The 14,793-nt window shown below is 45.9% G+C and carries 21 protein-coding genes, 1 tRNA gene and 1 pseudogene; 8 read left to right on the forward strand and 15 right to left on the reverse strand.

What is annotated here, in order from left to right; genetic code table 11:
- Positions 1-12: 12 nt before the first annotated feature.
- Positions 13-1,020: a type 1 fimbria D-mannose specific adhesin FimH gene (gene fimH, locus ACJHXA_RS06395; protein ID WP_000691056.1), complete on the forward strand. Its 1,008-nt coding sequence runs from the start codon at positions 13-15 to the stop codon at positions 1,018-1,020.
- A gap of 10 nt (positions 1,021-1,030) precedes the next feature.
- Positions 1,031-1,546 carry a fimbria assembly protein gene (sfmF, locus tag ACJHXA_RS06400; protein WP_001250422.1) on the forward strand — a complete coding sequence of 172 codons (516 nt, stop codon included), beginning with the start codon at positions 1,031-1,033 and terminating at the stop codon, positions 1,544-1,546.
- 2 nt (positions 1,547-1,548) lie between these two features.
- Here the strand turns inward: sfmF and fimZ are convergent, their stop codons facing one another.
- Positions 1,549-2,181: a fimbria biosynthesis transcriptional regulator FimZ gene (gene fimZ / locus ACJHXA_RS06405; protein WP_000805428.1), complete on the reverse strand. Its 633-nt coding sequence runs from the start codon at positions 2,179-2,181 to the stop codon at positions 1,549-1,551.
- Between the two features lie 242 nt (positions 2,182-2,423).
- Between fimZ and ACJHXA_RS06410 the strand changes: the two genes are divergently transcribed.
- Positions 2,424-2,500, forward strand: a tRNA-Arg gene (locus ACJHXA_RS06410).
- Positions 2,501-2,515: 15 nt separating this feature from the next.
- Here ACJHXA_RS06410 and ACJHXA_RS06415 read toward each other — a convergent pair.
- The 13 genes and pseudogenes from ACJHXA_RS06415 to ACJHXA_RS06475 form a co-directional block, all read right to left on the reverse strand.
- Positions 2,516-3,679, reverse strand: coding sequence for an integrase (locus ACJHXA_RS06415; protein WP_001299447.1), 1,164 nt, complete (start codon positions 3,677-3,679; stop codon positions 2,516-2,518).
- Between the two features lie 161 nt (positions 3,680-3,840).
- Positions 3,841-3,906, reverse strand: a pseudogene (locus tag ACJHXA_RS06420) (helix-turn-helix domain-containing protein); the annotation flags it as partial.
- Complete coding sequence (locus ACJHXA_RS06425) at positions 3,878-4,156, reverse strand: DUF4222 domain-containing protein (protein ID WP_000488407.1); 279 nt, start codon at positions 4,154-4,156, stop codon at positions 3,878-3,880. The pseudogene ACJHXA_RS06420 and the gene ACJHXA_RS06425, both read right to left, overlap by 29 nt.
- Positions 4,157-4,203: 47 nt before the next feature.
- A complete protein-coding gene (locus ACJHXA_RS06430; protein WP_000763385.1) occupies positions 4,204-4,422 on the reverse strand; it encodes a TraR/DksA family transcriptional regulator in 219 nt (72 codons plus the stop codon).
- A 98-nt stretch (positions 4,423-4,520) separates the two neighbouring features.
- Positions 4,521-4,736 carry a hypothetical protein gene (locus ACJHXA_RS06435; RefSeq protein ID WP_000188870.1) on the reverse strand — a complete coding sequence of 72 codons (216 nt, stop codon included), beginning with the start codon at positions 4,734-4,736 and terminating at the stop codon, positions 4,521-4,523.
- Positions 4,737-4,812: 76 nt separating this feature from the next.
- Complete coding sequence (locus tag ACJHXA_RS06440) at positions 4,813-5,370, reverse strand: phage N-6-adenine-methyltransferase (RefSeq protein ID WP_000129285.1); 558 nt, start codon at positions 5,368-5,370, stop codon at positions 4,813-4,815.
- Complete coding sequence (locus tag ACJHXA_RS06445) at positions 5,363-5,524, reverse strand: DUF1317 family protein (protein WP_000682319.1); 162 nt, start codon at positions 5,522-5,524, stop codon at positions 5,363-5,365. Before ACJHXA_RS06445 ends, ACJHXA_RS06440 begins: the two co-directional genes overlap by 8 nt.
- Positions 5,521-6,201: a lambda exonuclease family protein gene (locus ACJHXA_RS06450; RefSeq protein ID WP_000186811.1), complete on the reverse strand. Its 681-nt coding sequence runs from the start codon at positions 6,199-6,201 to the stop codon at positions 5,521-5,523. The genes ACJHXA_RS06445 and ACJHXA_RS06450 overlap by 4 nt, the downstream gene beginning before the upstream one ends.
- Positions 6,198-6,983, reverse strand: a complete 786-nt coding sequence (gene bet / locus ACJHXA_RS06455; RefSeq protein ID WP_103262115.1) for a phage recombination protein Bet — start codon at positions 6,981-6,983, stop codon at positions 6,198-6,200. The genes ACJHXA_RS06450 and bet overlap by 4 nt, the downstream gene beginning before the upstream one ends.
- Positions 6,984-6,988: 5 nt before the next feature.
- A complete protein-coding gene (locus ACJHXA_RS06460) occupies positions 6,989-7,285 on the reverse strand; it encodes a host-nuclease inhibitor Gam family protein (RefSeq protein ID WP_000995439.1) in 297 nt (98 codons plus the stop codon).
- A gap of 76 nt (positions 7,286-7,361) precedes the next feature.
- On the reverse strand, positions 7,362-7,568 hold the full coding sequence (locus ACJHXA_RS06465) for a phage encoded cell division inhibitor protein (RefSeq protein WP_000233576.1): 207 nt from the start codon (positions 7,566-7,568) through the stop codon (positions 7,362-7,364).
- A gap of 476 nt (positions 7,569-8,044) precedes the next feature.
- Positions 8,045-8,908, reverse strand: a complete 864-nt coding sequence (locus ACJHXA_RS06470) for a hypothetical protein (protein ID WP_000340376.1) — start codon at positions 8,906-8,908, stop codon at positions 8,045-8,047.
- A 66-nt stretch (positions 8,909-8,974) separates the two neighbouring features.
- Positions 8,975-9,667: an XRE family transcriptional regulator gene (locus tag ACJHXA_RS06475; RefSeq protein WP_024185289.1), complete on the reverse strand. Its 693-nt coding sequence runs from the start codon at positions 9,665-9,667 to the stop codon at positions 8,975-8,977.
- 110 nt (positions 9,668-9,777) lie between these two features.
- Between ACJHXA_RS06475 and ACJHXA_RS06480 the strand changes: the two genes are divergently transcribed.
- From ACJHXA_RS06480 to ACJHXA_RS06500, 5 genes are read left to right on the forward strand one after another with little or no spacing between them, the layout of a single operon-like run.
- Complete coding sequence (locus tag ACJHXA_RS06480) at positions 9,778-10,005, forward strand: helix-turn-helix domain-containing protein (RefSeq protein WP_000184665.1); 228 nt, start codon at positions 9,778-9,780, stop codon at positions 10,003-10,005.
- A gap of 30 nt (positions 10,006-10,035) precedes the next feature.
- Entirely contained in the window at positions 10,036-10,575 is a 540-nt protein-coding gene (locus tag ACJHXA_RS06485) for a toxin YdaT domain-containing protein (RefSeq protein ID WP_001566184.1), read from the forward strand.
- Positions 10,572-11,591 carry a replication protein gene (locus ACJHXA_RS06490; protein ID WP_001446384.1) on the forward strand — a complete coding sequence of 340 codons (1,020 nt, stop codon included), beginning with the start codon at positions 10,572-10,574 and terminating at the stop codon, positions 11,589-11,591. The genes ACJHXA_RS06485 and ACJHXA_RS06490 overlap by 4 nt, the downstream gene beginning before the upstream one ends.
- Positions 11,588-12,289: a replication protein P gene (locus ACJHXA_RS06495; RefSeq protein ID WP_016239473.1), complete on the forward strand. Its 702-nt coding sequence runs from the start codon at positions 11,588-11,590 to the stop codon at positions 12,287-12,289. The genes ACJHXA_RS06490 and ACJHXA_RS06495 overlap by 4 nt, the downstream gene beginning before the upstream one ends.
- A complete protein-coding gene (locus tag ACJHXA_RS06500; protein WP_001473963.1) occupies positions 12,286-12,588 on the forward strand; it encodes a hypothetical protein in 303 nt (100 codons plus the stop codon). Before ACJHXA_RS06495 ends, ACJHXA_RS06500 begins: the two co-directional genes overlap by 4 nt.
- A 248-nt stretch (positions 12,589-12,836) precedes the next feature.
- Here ACJHXA_RS06500 and ACJHXA_RS06505 read toward each other — a convergent pair whose 3' ends face one another.
- The gene (locus ACJHXA_RS06505; RefSeq protein ID WP_000195116.1) at positions 12,837-14,339 is read right to left on the reverse strand and encodes a DUF4041 domain-containing protein; all 1,503 of its coding nucleotides are present in this window, start codon (positions 14,337-14,339) and stop codon (positions 12,837-12,839) included.
- Positions 14,340-14,793 lie beyond the last annotated feature (454 nt).

Genomic DNA, 14,793 nt, shown 5'->3' on the forward strand with positions numbered 1-14,793 from the left:
AGGAAATTATCAATGAAGATAATCTGCAGATTATTATTGGCGATGGCATGTTTGTGTCTGGCAAACATATCCTGGGCTACTGTTTGTGCAAATAGTACTGGCGTAGCAGAAGATGAACACTATGATCTCTCAAATATCTTTAATAGCACCAATAACCAGCCAGGGCAGATTGTTGTTTTACCGGAAAAATCCGGCTGGGTAGGTGTGTCAGCAATTTGTCCACCCGGCACGCTGGTGAATTATACATACCGTAGTTATGTCACCAACTTTATTGTTCAGGAAACTATCGATAATTATAAATATATGCAATTAAATGATTATCTATTAGGTGCGATGAGTCTGGTTGATAGTGTGATGGATATTCAGTTCCCCCCGCAAAATTATATTCGGATGGGAACAGATCCTAACGTTTCACAAAACCTTCCATTCGGGGTGATGGATTCTCGTTTAATATTTCGTTTAAAGGTTATTCGTCCCTTTATTAACATGGTGGAGATCCCCAGACAGGTGATGTTTACCGTGTATGTGACATCAACGCCTTACGATCCGTTGGTTACACCTGTTTATACCATTAGTTTTGGTGGCCGGGTTGAAGTACCGCAAAACTGCGAATTAAATGCCGGGCAGATTGTTGAATTTGATTTTGGTGATATCGGCGCATCGTTATTTAGTGCGGCAGGGCCGGGTAATCGACCTGCTGGTGTCATGCCGCAAACCAAGAGCATTGCGGTCAAATGTACGAATGTTGCTGCGCAGGCTTATTTAACAATGCGTCTGGAAGCCAGTGCCGTTTCTGGTCAGGCGATGGTGTCGGACAATCAGGATTTAGGTTTTATTGTCGCCGATCAGAACGATACGCCGATCACGCCTAACGATCTCAATAGCGTTATTCCTTTCCGTCTGGATGCAGCTGCGGCAGCCAATGTCACACTTCGCGCCTGGCCTATCAGTATTACCGGTCAAAAACCGACCGAAGGGCCGTTTAGCGCGCTGGGGTATTTACGCGTCGATTATCAATGAGGTACGGAGAATGAGAAGAGCACTCTTTAGCTGTTTCTGCGGGTTACTGTGGATTTCCAGTGGATGGGCAGCTGACCCTTTGGGAACGATTAATATCAATTTGCACGGTAACGTTGTTGATTTCTCCTGTACCGTAAACACTGCGGATATTGATAAGACGGTAGATTTAGGCAGATGGCCTACGACACAATTACTGAACGCTGGCGATACCACGGCACTCGTCCCTTTTAGCCTGCGGCTGGAGGGATGTCCTCCGGGTTCAGTTGCGATTTTATTTACGGGAACGCCGGCATCCGATACCAACCTGCTGGCTCTGGATGATCCCGCAATGGCGCAAACCATCGCCATCGAATTACGTAATAGCGATCGCTCCCGGCTCGCACTGGGAGCGGCGAGCCCGACTGAGGAAGTAGATGCAAATGGCAATGTCACACTAAACTTTTTTGCCAATTATCGAGCGTTAGCCAGCGGTGTTCGGCCAGGTGTGGCGAAAGCGGATGCGATATTTATGATCAATTATAATTAATATTATATTAATTCGTATAATTTGGCGTAGTCGATAAGCTCTACAATTGAATGCAAACCTAGCTTGCCATAAATATTAGATTTATGCGCACTAACTGTTTTATTGCTAAGTAATAACTTATCGGCAATTTCTTTATTAGATAATCCGCTAACCAGATAACGTAATATGGTCACTTCACGATTAGATAGCACAGTGACCGTTGAACTATTCGTACTACATTTATTGCTTTTTATATAGTTAAGCGTTTCGCTGGGAAAAAACGTGTATCCGGAGAGGATCATCTGAACGGCATGAAAAATATCATTCTGATCATTGCATTTACTGACAAAACCGTTAGCACCAGCTTGTATCGCTCTGCCAGCATAAAAGCATTCTGATTTCGATGATAAAAATAACACTTTCACTGTGCTCTGGATTTGTTTGATCCTTTTCAGGAAGGTAAAACCGTCTGTTCCGGGCAAGTCTATATCCATAATGATTAAATCAACAGGACGGGTTCGGAGATAATCGATGGTTATGCGGTAATCATCCGTTTTCAGGACAATCTGCAATTCACTGTTTTTTTGCAACAGAACTTCAATAGACATTCTGATGATAGGATGAGTATCCATAATGATCACCGACGTTGGTTTCATAGTTACCAGTCTCATAGGAGCGGACAATTTTCCGTTAGGGCGGTAAATTGTACTTTGATACATGAAAATACGGGTTTTCTTGATTCAGACGCGCAGCGGTGTGTGTTTGTTTGCCGCTATAGCGAAATAAATCAGAAAATCAGACGCGGTCGTTCACTTGTTCAGCAACCAGATCAAAAGCCATTGACTCAGCAAGGGTTGACCGTATAATTCACGCGATTACACCGCATTGCGGTATCAACGCGCCCTTAGCTCAGTTGGATAGAGCAACGACCTTCTAAGTCGTGGGCCGCAGGTTCGAATCCTGCAGGGCGCGCCATTACAATTCAATCAGTTACGCCTTCTTTATATCCTCCATAATTCCAGAGTGGGACATATTTGGGACATTATCACCAAAAATGTCGTCTATTTTCCTCGCATGCTCTGTCAAATGATTAGGCGCAAGGTGAGCATACCTACGAACCATTTCTATGGACTCCCATCCGCCCATTTCCTGAAGCACTGATAATGGGACGCCTGACTGAATCAGCCAGCTTGCCCAGGTGTGTCTGAGGTCATGGAAACGGAAATCTTCAATTCCTGCACGACGACAAGCTGATAGCCATGATGTCTTGCTGTCGATGCGCATCTTCCTGACCGCAGGCGTTGATGTTCCATCTGCTCGCTTAGCCGCCTTGGTATGTACAAACACCCATTTGTGATGCTTGCCTATTTGATCACGCAACACTTTACAGGCGGTATCGTTCAGCGCCACACCAATGGCGCGGTTTGATTTGCTCTCTTCTGGATTCACCCAGGCAACTCGTCGCTGCATGTCGATTTGTTGCCATTCCAGATTTATGATGTTCGACTTTCTCAGACCAGTTGCCAGCGCAAACTTGACGACAGATTTCAGTGGTTCGGGGCACTCATCAATAAGGCGTTTTGCTTCCTCCTTTTCCAGCCATCTGACTCGCTTGTTTCTGACCGCTGGTATCTTGATGACAGGCGCTTTTTCCAGCCACTTCCAGTCGCGTTCTGCAGCACGGAGAATGGCCTTTATCATGGCAAGATGCTTTGCCTTTGTCTGAGTTGATACTGGCTTTGGTTCATAAACAGGCAGTTCTTTACCTTTCCTGATGGCGGCCTGAACTTTCTGTTTCCATATTTCTTTCGTCTTTCTGTTATGCATTCTGCTTACAGCAGAGTAAATCTTTGCCTCCGAGATATCTTTAAGCCTTATACCCTCAAAATGTTCAAGCCAGAACTCAATCCGGCTTTTATCTGAATCGAGAGATTTTTTATCAGCTTTTTCCTCAAGCCATCTTAGGCAGGCCTCTTCAAAAGTGACATCAGGTAAATCCCCTAGCTTTTCTACTCGCCAGAGTTCTGCTTTTCGCTTGTCGTGCAACTCCTGAGCTTGCCGCTTGTCCTTTGTGCCAAGAGATTCCTTAATTCGTTTCCCGCCCGGGAGCGAATACGAGGCATACCATATTTCATTTCTGCGGAAGAGTGACATTTTCTTTCCTCTGTTATGCCATCACCCGCGCTCACCTGGACAGTATGCAGCGGAGACTGAAGCGCCGCAATGCAGGCTTGCCGTGTTGTGAGGTAAGGAGATTTTGGCTTGGTTGGATCTTTACGTGTTGCCTGTAGGCGGCCTGTTCGTATCCAGTTGGTGGCGGTTGGTCTGGATATCTTAAGAAACTGACAGGCCTCATCGAGTGTGAGGCTGTATGATTCCATGGTTACCTCTGCTTTTTGAACGCATGTCACGTAACTTCTTAATGTGTTCTGCCGTTTCGATCTCTTCTGCTATCCGATCTGCATCAGCTTTATTCACAGGTTCAAAGTCATGATTAAAGCGGAACATGCTGGCGATACATGTTCTGCCTTTTCGGATGTAGTGAACTTTGTTGTGGGTAGAACGCAGGATTTTGCAGGGAGTGCCGTGGTGGTCGACGTACCAGGTGTTAGGAAAAATGATTCTGAACATTTTTACACCTCAGTTGGACGATGTTGAAATTTGCTGCTTTGAGGCCATCACAGTCCCCATTGTTTGTTCTTAAGTTCGATCTCCTCCTGGCAACTTGCACAAGTCCGACAACCCTGAACAGCCAGGCGTCTTCGCTCATCTATCGGATCGCCACACTCACAACAATGAGTTGCGGATACAGTCTGGTAGTTCAGACGACGCATTTTTATTGCTGTATTGCGCTGTAATTCTTCGATTTCTGATGCTGAATCAATGATGTCTGCCATCTTCCATTAATCCCTGAATTGTTGGTTAATACGCTTGAGGATGAATGCGAACAATAAAAAAGGAGCCTGTAGCTCCCTGATGATTTTGCTTTTCATGTTCACCGTTCCTTAAAGACGCCGTTTAACATGCCGATCGCCAGGCTTAAATGAGTCGGTGTGAATCCCATCAGCGTTACCGTTTCGCGGTGCTTCTTTAGTACGCTACGGCAAATGTCATCGACGTTTTTATCCGGAAACTGCTGTCTGGCTTTTTTGATTTCAGAATTAGCCTGACGGGCAATGCTGCGAAGGGCGTTTTCCTGCTGAGGTGTCATTGAACAAGTCCCATGTCGGCAAGCATAAGCACACAGAATATGAAGCCCGCTGCCAGAAAAATGCATTCCGTGGTTGTCATGCAGCCTCCCGACGGGCAAGAATCCTTGAGCCGAACGCCATCAACTCTCCACGATCAACAGTCGTAAAGTGGCAGTGTGTACGGGGGTATGGGTGCCAGATAATGAGCATCGAGCCTTTATTATTTCCACTGACGGGTTTCTCAGTGAGTGGGTTAATAAATGCCAGTCGTCCTGCCGTGATGAATCTGACCTCACTGGCGGTTTGTATCGCTTCATGAAACCATCCGACAGATGTGTCAGCAGGCAATAACATTACACATCCCACACTACTGAATTTGTTTTCAGTGGCTGCCTTTTTCACAAAAGGGGAAATATTGCTGTATGGTGGATTCAACCAGACATAACCAGAGGCATATCCCATTGCTTCAGGCCATGAAGTGGTTAATGTGTTCTGCTCCTGTGAGATAAAAAGCCGACATAGTCGGTTTTTTTCGCTGGCGGCAGCATCAAGTTGAAAAACGAACTCTGCATTAAGCGCAGCAAAAATCTCTGGTGGTGTGCGCCAGCTGTCGCGATGTTCGGCAGGAGTATTGCTTCCGGTGAAATCAGTCATACAGCCCCCGTTTATTATTTATCTCCTCAGCCAGCCGCTGTGCTTTCAGGGGATTTCGGATAACAGAAAGGCCGGGAAATACCCAGCCTCGCTTTGTAACGGAGTAGACGAAAGTGATCGTGCCTACCCGGATATTATCGTGAGGATGCTTCATCGCCATTGCTCCCCAAATGCAAAACCAATTTCAGCCAGTGCCTCGTCCATTTTTTCGATGAACTCCGGCACCATCTCGTCAAAACTCGCCATGTACTTTTCATCCCGCTCAACCACGACATAATGCAGGCCTTCACGCTTCATACGCGGGTCATAGTTGGCAAAGTACCAGGCATCTTTTCGCGTCACCCACATGCTGTACTGCACCTGGGCCATGTAAGCCGACTTTATGGCCTCGAAACCACCGAGCCGGAACTTCATGAAATCCCGGGAGGTAAACGGGCATTTCAGCTCAAGGCCATTGCCGTCACTGCATAAACCATCGGGAGAGCAGGCGGTGCGCATACTTTCGTCGCGATAGATGATCGGGGATTCAATAACATTTACGCCGGAAGTGAACTCAAACAGGGTTCTGGCGTCGTTCTCGTACTGTTTTCCCCAGGCCAGCGCTTTAGCGTTAACTTCCGGAGCCACACCGGTGCAAACCTCAGCCAGCAGGGTGTGGAAGTAGGACATTTTCATGTCAGGCCACTTCTTTCCTGATCGGGGCTTTGCTATCACGTTGTGAACTTCTGAAGCGGTGATGACGCCGAGCCGTAATTTGTGCCATGCATCATCCCCCTGTTCGACAGCTCTCACGTCGATCCCGGTACGCTGCAGGATAATGTCCGGTGTCATGCTGCCACCTTCTGCTCAGTGGCTTTCTGTTTCAGGAATCCAAGAGCTTTCACTGCTTCGGCCTGTGTCAGTTCTGACGATGCGCGAATGTCGCGGCGAAATATCTGGGAACAGAGCGGCAATAAGTCGTCATCCCATGTTTTATCCAGGGCAATCAGCAGAGTGTTAATCTCCTGCATGGTTTCATCGTTAACCGGAGTGATGTCGCGTTCCGGCTGACGTTCTGCAGTGTATGCGGTATTTTCGACAATGCGCTCGGCTTCATCCTTGTCATAGATACCAGCAAATCCGAAGGCGAGACGGGCACACTGAATCATGGCTTTATGCCGTAACATCCGTTTGGGATGCGACTGCCACGGCCCCGTGATTTCTCTGCCTTCGCGGGTTTTGAATGGTTCGCGGCGGCATTCATCCATCCGCTCGGTAACGCAGATCGGATGATTACGGTCCTTGCGGTAAATCCGGCATGTACAGGATTCATTGTCCTGCTCAAAGTCCATGCCATCAAACTGCTGGTTTTCATTGATGATGCGGGACCAGCCATCAACGCCCACCACCGGAACAATGCCGTTCTGCTTATCAGGGAAGGCGTAAATTTCTTTCGTCCACGGATTAAGGCCGTACTGGTTGGCGACGATCAACAATGCGATGAACTGCGCATCGCTGGCATCACCTTTAAATGCCGTCTGGCGAAGAGTGGTGATCAGTTCCTGTGGGTCGACAGAATCCATGCCGACACGTTCAGCCAGCTTCCCTGCCAGCGTTGCGAGTGCTGTACTCATCCGTTTTATACCTCTGAATCAATATCAACCTGGTGGTGAGCAATGGTTTCAACCATGTACCGGATGTGTTCTGCCATGCGCTCCTGAAACTCAACATCGTCATCAAACGCACGGGTAATGGCTTTTTTGCTGGCCCCGTGGCGTTGCAAATGATCGATGCATAGCGATTCAAACAGGTGCTGGGGCAGGCCTTTTTCCATGTCGTCTGCCAGTTCTGCCTCTTTCTCTTCACGGGCGATCTGCTGGTAGTGACGCGCCCAGCTCTGAGCCTCAAGACGATCCTGAATGTAATAAGCGTTCATGGCTGAACTCCTGAAAATGGCTGTGAAAAAATCGCCCGCGAAATGCCAGGCTGATTAGGAAAACAGGAAAGGGGGGTTAGTGATTCAGGCCGTTACCGCGTCCGTCGAGAAAAACTTCTACGAGCAAATCACGGGTATAAGTGCGCTCGATGCCGCGATGCAGATAAAGCCGCCCGCGTAAATTAGCTGATGCAGTCCAGGTACCATCTTTGTGTTTGACCAGCATTCCTGGCATGACCGCGCCGCGATTAACGGTCTGCGTTCCGTAATGTTGATGAACCATAAAAACTCCTGCCCGTAAGCTGGGCTGCTGAACATATAGAGACTTCTGCGCGTATTCAGGCGGTGGATGGCCGCCGGTTGTCATAACTAAGCCGCCTCGTTGAAGCGACTGAGGTATAAAGTGTTGTGTTGATTTCAGCTGGTCACACCGACGTTCACGCGTCCGTTTCACCCCTCGCACTCCCCGAAGCCTGCTGAAATTCAAACTGCGGATCTAAGCGGTCATCGCAACGGTGAAACAGGTGGTTGCCGTATCGTTGTGTTGTTGCGACATGGTGATAATAGCTATTGCTATTGGTGATATCAATACTTATTGCTATTGATTGATGTATTTTGATATTAACTGTTTGATAGCAAAAGGAATTAATTTTGTGACTTGCATCGCATAGCGATAACTGAAGCGGGGGTTGTGGTGGTTTTTTGAACGGTGTGTGATGAGGGGAGGCAAAAGAAAACCCGGCTCGACGGCCGGGGAAATCATTTCGCATCTACAATAAATAACCTGTTTATCTGGCCTTTTTTAACAGTAGCCTTTGCGGTTATAGTGAATACTGCAGATGGATCACCTTTGGTTGATATATATGCACTAAGAGCTCTAATATACGGGTTATTCTTCTTTCCTGCAGCTGGATCGCTAATTTCAGCAGTGATTCTCTTTTTTGAGTCATCACCATCTAAAATTATTTTAGCTGTCATATTTTGTGCATCAAATTCTGTAAGAAAAGCACGATACTCACGAAGACCGAGAACTTCATCATCATCAAGCCTATCAATTTCAGCTTTATCTCTCTCGTTAACTTTTAGAAGGCAGCCGTCAACATTTGTTGCAACACTTATCTGATCGCAAGTATTACCAATAGGTGATACTGCCTGCCTTACAGAGGGGCGAAGCTCTACAGCCATTCGGTCAATCAAAGAGATCAACTTATCAATGGTTCCAGCATCCTTGTTTCCTAGTGCCTCTATGGCCTTTTCAAGTGACTGCTGCAAAGCTTTCATTTCATCTTTCTTGTTAGAATTTCTCGCAAAAATATATTGTAGTATTGCGCCAAGTATAGTTGCGGCGATCCCCGAGAACAACTGGTTCTGAGTGGCGAAGTTAAGAACTGCTTCAAGAGTAAAGCAGTTAGCTTTTGCTTCGCGTGCGTAAACCTTAACTTCCTGATAATTAATGTATTTACTATATTTTTGTGTAACAGAGAAAGAAGCTGCTGTTGAGAGAACTTTAGAAAAACCCTTTAGGGATTCTCCTAGGCAGTTCAAATCTATTTCATGATTTAAAGCATCTTTTCCGTCATACCTAAGAGAGATTTTTATATCCTGTAAAGCGTCACAATCCATAAATCGCTCTCGTCTAATTCTAATTAAATTTACTATCCCCTAAACGACTCATCAGCACAGTACTGATTATCCATGTTTCCTGTACGTCTGGGGCATGCTCCCAATAACCTTACCGAAGATGAACACCCGGTTCATCTCGTCTTTCTCGATCGGGTCCCACGGTGAGTAGCTCTTGTTATCAGAGATAACCAACAGCTTATCCTTCATCATTTGCAGGCGCTTTACATGGGCTGTGTCGTCGTACAGAAACGCATAGATGCCATCACCGTCGAAAGATTTAACCGTGATATCAACGAACAGCAGATCACCTGGTTCGATTGTTCCTGACATGCTGTCACCACGTACGTTAATGATGCGGATATTTTCCGCCTTCCTGCCATCGAACATGTGACGAGCATCGTCAAACGAGTACTCAACCGAGCGTAGGACTTCTACAAACTCACGGTTGATGACTCCCGGCCCGGCACTCACTTCTATATCAAGAACGTCAATCTTGAAGTATTTGGAATGGTTGACAGTAGGCTTCCCTGATTGTTGACCGTCATTTCTCATCGGGCCTATGCCTGATGAGAGCCACTCTGTTCGAACACCCAATGCATTAGCTATTTCAACAATTTTTGTTGAGCCGCGCGCGTTGCCGCTTGTCAGTCTCCAGATTGTGGGTTGAGCTACGCCAGACGCCTTTGCAAGAGCGCCTTGAGACATCCCAGATTGTTCCATCGCTAGGTTTAAGCGATCAGCAAGAGTTTCTTTTTTCATAAGTTTTAATTTATACGCTTGCGTATTGATGGTCAAAACACGTTTTGCTATTGCCATGGTTAATACGCATTGCTATTATCCATTCATTGTAATACCAATAGGAATTGATAATGACAAATCAAACCATTCAACTCGCAATCAGTATTACAGGTAGTCAAAAACGACTGGCAGATCTATGCGGTGTAGCCCAGCCCACTGTTTGGCGTTGGCTACACGGTGGCGGAATTGATGCCCGCTATGTAATGAAAATTGTCTCAGCCACTGGTGGAAAGATTAAGCCAGCAGATATTCGTCCCGACCTCGCACCATTGTTTAACGCGAGTAATTCTGCCGCCTAATCTGCGGCGTTAACTGATAAGGCGATGATTATGCAACCACTTACATACCAACAGACTAGCGGATTTAGCCCGACTGCGGTGATAAATCGTTCTCAAATAAAACAGGTGCCAGGCCACGAAAAAATTCGTGATGCCGTCCGCGCCTGGTCTGCTGAAGATAATCAGGATGTAGTTGCCGCACTCATTGTGAATGAGTATCGAGCACAGGGCGGCGGCACCATCGATTTTCCTGATGATGTCAGTCGTGCACGCCAGAAGCTGTTCCGCTTCCTCGATAACAAATTCGATTCTGAAAAATACCGAAATAACGTGCGTGAACTGACCCCGGCAATTCTGGCGGTACTACCGCTGGAATATCGCGGCCACCTGGTTGAGCAGGATAGCTTCATGGCTCGGCTGGCTGAAATGGAAAAGGAACTCAGTGAGGCAAAGCAGGCGGTCATTCTCAACGCACCACGCCACCAGAAACTGAAGGAGATGAGTGAAGGCATTGTGTCGATGTTTCGAGTGGACCCAGATCTGGCTGGTCCATTGATGGCGATGGTCACCACCATGCTGGGGGCAATATGACAGGTTCAAAAATGGCGAAAGTCGGTCTGCGGGAACAGAACCGACTTTCAGGTGCAAATCGTAACACACTCATTGCGGGAGGAATTATGGCAAACACTGCTGAGATATTCAATTTTCCAGTGCCGGATGCGGCACAAAAGGAGCCGCGCGTGGCAGATCTCGATGATGGTTATACGCGCATTGCAAATGAGTTGCTGGAAGCTGTGATGCTGGCCGGATTAACACAGCACCAGCTTCTGGTCTTTCTGGCTGTCATGCGCAAAACATATGGCTTTAATAAAAAACTGGATTGGGTTAGCAACGAGCAACTTTCCGAATTAACCGGGATATTGCCGCACAAGTGTTCTGCTGCAAAAAGTGCTCTGGTAAAGCGTGGGATTTTTATTCAGAGCGGGCGGAATATAGGCATTAATAATGTGGTCAGTGAATGGTCAACATTACCCGAATCAGGTAAGAAAAATAAAGTTTACCTGAAAGAGGTAAATTTACCTGAATCAGGTAAGAAAAGTTTACCCAAATCAGGTAAAGGCACTTACCCGAATCAGGTAAACACAAAAGACAAACTAACAAAAGACAATATAAAACCTTATTCGTCCGAGAATTCTGGCGAATCCTCTGACCTGCCAGAAAACGACCTTCCTGTGGTGAAAGCGGATGCTGCGATTCAGAGCGGCAGCAAGTGGGGGACAGCAGAAGACCTGACCGCCGCAGAGTGGATGTTTGACATGGTGAAGACCATCGCGCCATCAGCCAGAAAACCGAATTTTGCAGGGTGGGCTAACGATATCCGTCTGATGCGTGAACGTGACGGCCGTAACCACCGCGACATGTGCGTGCTGTTCCGCTGGGCATGCCAGGACAACTTCTGGTCCGGTAACGTGCTAAGTCCGGCCAAACTCCGCGACAAGTGGACCCAACTCGAAATCAACCGTAACAAGCAACAGGCTGGCGTGACAGCCGGAAAATCAAAACTCGACCTGACAAACACTGACTGGATTTACGGGGTGGATTTATGAAAAACATCGCCGCACAGATGGTTAACTTTGACCGTGAGCAGATGCGCCGGATCGCCAACAACATGCCGGAACAGTACGACGAAAAGCCGCAGGTACAACAGGTAGCGCAGATCATCAATGGTGTGTTCAGCCAGTTACTGGCAACTTTCCCGGCGAGCCTGGCTAACCGGGACCAGAACGAACTGAACGAAATCCGCCGCCAGTGGGTTCTGGCTTTCCGGGAAAACGGGATCACCACGATGGAACAGGTTAACGCAGGAATGCGCGTAGCCCGTCGGCAGAATCGACCATTCCTGCCATCACCCGGGCAGTTTGTTGCCTGGTGCCGGGAAGAAGCATCCGTTACCGCCGGGCTGCCAAACGCCAGCGAGCTGGTTGATATGGTTTACGAGTATTGCCGGAAACGTGGCCTGTATCCGGATGCAGAGTCTTATCCGTGGAAATCAAACGCGCACTACTGGCTGGTTACCAACCTGTATCAGAACATGCGGGCCAATGCGCTGACTGATGCGGAATTACGGCGCAAGGCTGCCGATGAACTGGCCTGTATGACAGCGCGAATTAACCGTGGTGAGGCGATACCTGAACCAGTAAAACAACTTCCTGTTATGGGCGGGAGACCGCTTAATCGTGTTCAGGCTCTGGCGAAGATCGCAGAAATCAAAGCGAAGTTTGGGCTGAAAGGAGCAAGTGTATGACGGGCAAAGAGGCAATTATTCATTACCTGGGGATGTATAAGAGCTTCTGTGCGCCGGACGTTGCTGCGGTAACAGGCGCAACAGTAACCAGCATAAATCAGGCTGCGGCTAAAATGGCGCGGGCAGGAATCTTAGTCATTGATGGTAAGGTCTGGCGAACGGTGTATTACCGGTTCGCTACCAGGGAAGAACGGGAAGGGAAGGTGGGCACGAACCTGATTTTTAAGGAGTGTCGCCAGAGTGCCGCGATGAAGCGGGTGTTGGCGGTGTATGGAGATATGAACTTAAACTTGCTGTGACGGTTTTCATCGGTAACACACCATGTAATCTAGCAGTCAGCTTAGAAATAGGAGCGGCAGTTAAAGATTTTTCAGTTAGTAGAAAATTACTGTTATTGCAGGGATCTAATCACCGGAGAGTCGTTCCATTTGTCTTATGATTACCTGAAGTCCGTTAGTTCGTTGGTAATCACCGTTTTTGTTAGAGAAGTAAGCATCGCTGACAAAATATTCTCAACGATGCCTGCTTTATTGCTACTACAAATTAATTAAATTGCATCTGCAAACTCTGGGGTTTTTCGCTCAGGTATAATTGATGAGTTGCTGTTGTCACTTTTTTTATTTTCATGATTACGAATAGCCAATGACTCATTAAAGTCTTTTGCGACTGCTGTCTCAATAAATTCAATTTCTGAATCAGAGTGTTTTTTAACAGCTTCTTTGATCTCATCCAGAGTAACATAGAAAAACTCTTTTCTACGATTTACAAGATTGACTCTCTTTTTATCGAAGACATCATGTAGTTTTTTTTCTAATGATGGAGCGTCCTCCGAATAAATCATGGCATGTACATCAAAAATAAAAGGAACAGATGCATCACCGAGCTCATTTACACGGTCTTGCGGATCAAGACGTCGTGTCATGCCTATTTTATAAACATTCTCCCCAAAAGAACCTATGTTCGAAATAATATAAACATGACCTTGTTTGGTTTGTTGTGCCATGGATAATGCTCTTTGATGCTTTGATTCAGCCTGCGACAAACTCTGTTCTAGTTCGGCAATGCGATTTTCGAGGCGCTGCTTCATGTCACCAGTAACTTTTTCCATTTCCTTTCTTGCAGCTTCAATTGCTTTTTTATAACGGCGCTCTTCTGCCTCTGCGTCTTGCATGGCCTTTTCTATTTCTCGTTGTGCACGCTCCTCCTCTCTCATTTGTGCCCTTATTTCTGCCTGTTCTTCTTTTTCTTTCTGTTTTTGCTCACGATATTCATGGGTAAGCCACAATTCCTCAAGTTTTTTATTGAGGTATTTAGTGTTTATATATATGTGATTTTGCTCGTTTAGTTTATTTATGGCCTCAAATGCCTTTGTGATGCGTTCTTCCATTTTAGTGATGTTTTTCCACGTGCAATTGCTAATTGCAGCATCACATTCATTATTAAATGCTCTAGTAGTTAGCCTGATATTTCTGTCTGTCATTTTTTTACCCTCTGCTCGAGAGCCTTCAACAGTCCATTGGGTTGTACAATATACTGCGCCAGAGTGGGTTTTATCCCGCAGCATTAATTTCTGTTCATCCCTGATGGATTTTATTTTGTTTTTAAATTGCTCTGAATCTTCAAAATTAAAATGAGGTTCGTAAAATCCTAGTTCGGCTAGCTCAACATCTTCTGAATAAATAGAAATTTGCCTTACTAGTTTATCATATATTTCTTTCTTCTCTTTATAAGTTCTTCTTAGCTCTTGGATTTGTTTATTGATACCATCCATTTTTTCAATGGTGTTTGTTAGTTCATTATTGGCATTTTCTTTTACTTTTAGGGATTCTTCTTTTATTATGGAGCATTCTTGCTCTGTTTTCTCAATAAGCTTCTTACATTCTTCTTCTACATTAAAATAATCTGCAAAGCGAGATTTGTATTCTTCATTTTTTTGATTGCTATCACTTAATTCTAATTGTATTTTTTTGATGCGTTTGATTGCAGCTATATAAAGAACAAGAACAACCAATAAAAATATGATTGCAAGTAATAGAGGAGTTTGAGTCATTCGTGCTATTCCTTACGGACAATTTAAGACGTTTTGTATTAAATCCTGTTCAATGTGTATGCGGGTGATTGCTACCGCTTACAATCTTCATAATTATCAGTTAGATAGACTCGCTAGTAAATAATTTCATTTTTTGCAATATTCTTATTGAATATTTCAATTTATGAAATGAACTCTTTATCCTTTCAAGGCGAAAGGTTTCTTCTTCGGAAATATTTGCTCTCGTGTGACGTATAAAGACCTTTGATTTTCAAAAATCAGTAGGGAATAATATAGTTACTGTCGGCCTGAACACCCGGTGGTGGGGTTGCGCTAAACGGGGACGTTTATGCGCACACACAATCCAAACTCTCATCTCCATTCACAGATGCAGAAATGCACCTACGATTTTTTACATTCGGTGTTTTACTTCGACAGCCAGAATTGGGAGTCTCTATTCGTCTGGCGGCTAAAG

The sequence above is a fragment of the Escherichia sp. WS33 genome (assembly GCF_046486385.1).
Classification (GTDB): Bacteria; Pseudomonadota; Gammaproteobacteria; order Enterobacterales; family Enterobacteriaceae; genus ECMA0423.

What these genes read in the sequence shown, in the direction of transcription:
- ACJHXA_RS06495 (WP_016239473.1), top strand. Translation starts at nt 11,588, where the DNA reads ATGAAAAACATCGCCGCACAGATGGTTAACTTTGACCGTGAGCAGATG.
- ACJHXA_RS06490 (WP_001446384.1), top strand. Translation starts at nt 10,572, where the DNA reads ATGACAGGTTCAAAAATGGCGAAAGTCGGTCTGCGGGAACAGAACCGA.
- ACJHXA_RS06415 (WP_001299447.1), bottom strand. Translation starts at nt 3,679, where the DNA reads ATGTCACTCTTCCGCAGAAATGAAATATGGTATGCCTCGTATTCGCTC.
- ACJHXA_RS06430 (WP_000763385.1), bottom strand. Translation starts at nt 4,422, where the DNA reads ATGGCAGACATCATTGATTCAGCATCAGAAATCGAAGAATTACAGCGC.
- ACJHXA_RS06445 (WP_000682319.1), bottom strand. Translation starts at nt 5,524, where the DNA reads ATGAAGCATCCTCACGATAATATCCGGGTAGGCACGATCACTTTCGTC.
- fimZ (WP_000805428.1), bottom strand. Translation starts at nt 2,181, where the DNA reads ATGAAACCAACGTCGGTGATCATTATGGATACTCATCCTATCATCAGA.
- ACJHXA_RS06500 (WP_001473963.1), top strand. Translation starts at nt 12,286, where the DNA reads ATGACGGGCAAAGAGGCAATTATTCATTACCTGGGGATGTATAAGAGC.
- fimH (WP_000691056.1), top strand. Translation starts at nt 13, where the DNA reads ATGAAGATAATCTGCAGATTATTATTGGCGATGGCATGTTTGTGTCTG.
- ACJHXA_RS06475 (WP_024185289.1), bottom strand. Translation starts at nt 9,667, where the DNA reads ATGAAAAAAGAAACTCTTGCTGATCGCTTAAACCTAGCGATGGAACAA.
- ACJHXA_RS06425 (WP_000488407.1), bottom strand. Translation starts at nt 4,156, where the DNA reads ATGTTCAGAATCATTTTTCCTAACACCTGGTACGTCGACCACCACGGC.
- ACJHXA_RS06460 (WP_000995439.1), bottom strand. Translation starts at nt 7,285, where the DNA reads ATGAACGCTTATTACATTCAGGATCGTCTTGAGGCTCAGAGCTGGGCG.
- bet (WP_103262115.1), bottom strand. Translation starts at nt 6,983, where the DNA reads ATGAGTACAGCACTCGCAACGCTGGCAGGGAAGCTGGCTGAACGTGTC.
- ACJHXA_RS06450 (WP_000186811.1), bottom strand. Translation starts at nt 6,201, where the DNA reads ATGACACCGGACATTATCCTGCAGCGTACCGGGATCGACGTGAGAGCT.
- ACJHXA_RS06465 (WP_000233576.1), bottom strand. Translation starts at nt 7,568, where the DNA reads ATGGTTCATCAACATTACGGAACGCAGACCGTTAATCGCGGCGCGGTC.
- ACJHXA_RS06505 (WP_000195116.1), bottom strand. Translation starts at nt 14,339, where the DNA reads ATGACTCAAACTCCTCTATTACTTGCAATCATATTTTTATTGGTTGTT.
- ACJHXA_RS06470 (WP_000340376.1), bottom strand. Translation starts at nt 8,908, where the DNA reads ATGGATTGTGACGCTTTACAGGATATAAAAATCTCTCTTAGGTATGAC.
- sfmF (WP_001250422.1), top strand. Translation starts at nt 1,031, where the DNA reads ATGAGAAGAGCACTCTTTAGCTGTTTCTGCGGGTTACTGTGGATTTCC.
- ACJHXA_RS06485 (WP_001566184.1), top strand. Translation starts at nt 10,036, where the DNA reads ATGCAACCACTTACATACCAACAGACTAGCGGATTTAGCCCGACTGCG.
- ACJHXA_RS06480 (WP_000184665.1), top strand. Translation starts at nt 9,778, where the DNA reads ATGACAAATCAAACCATTCAACTCGCAATCAGTATTACAGGTAGTCAA.
- ACJHXA_RS06440 (WP_000129285.1), bottom strand. Translation starts at nt 5,370, where the DNA reads ATGACTGATTTCACCGGAAGCAATACTCCTGCCGAACATCGCGACAGC.
- ACJHXA_RS06435 (WP_000188870.1), bottom strand. Translation starts at nt 4,736, where the DNA reads ATGACACCTCAGCAGGAAAACGCCCTTCGCAGCATTGCCCGTCAGGCT.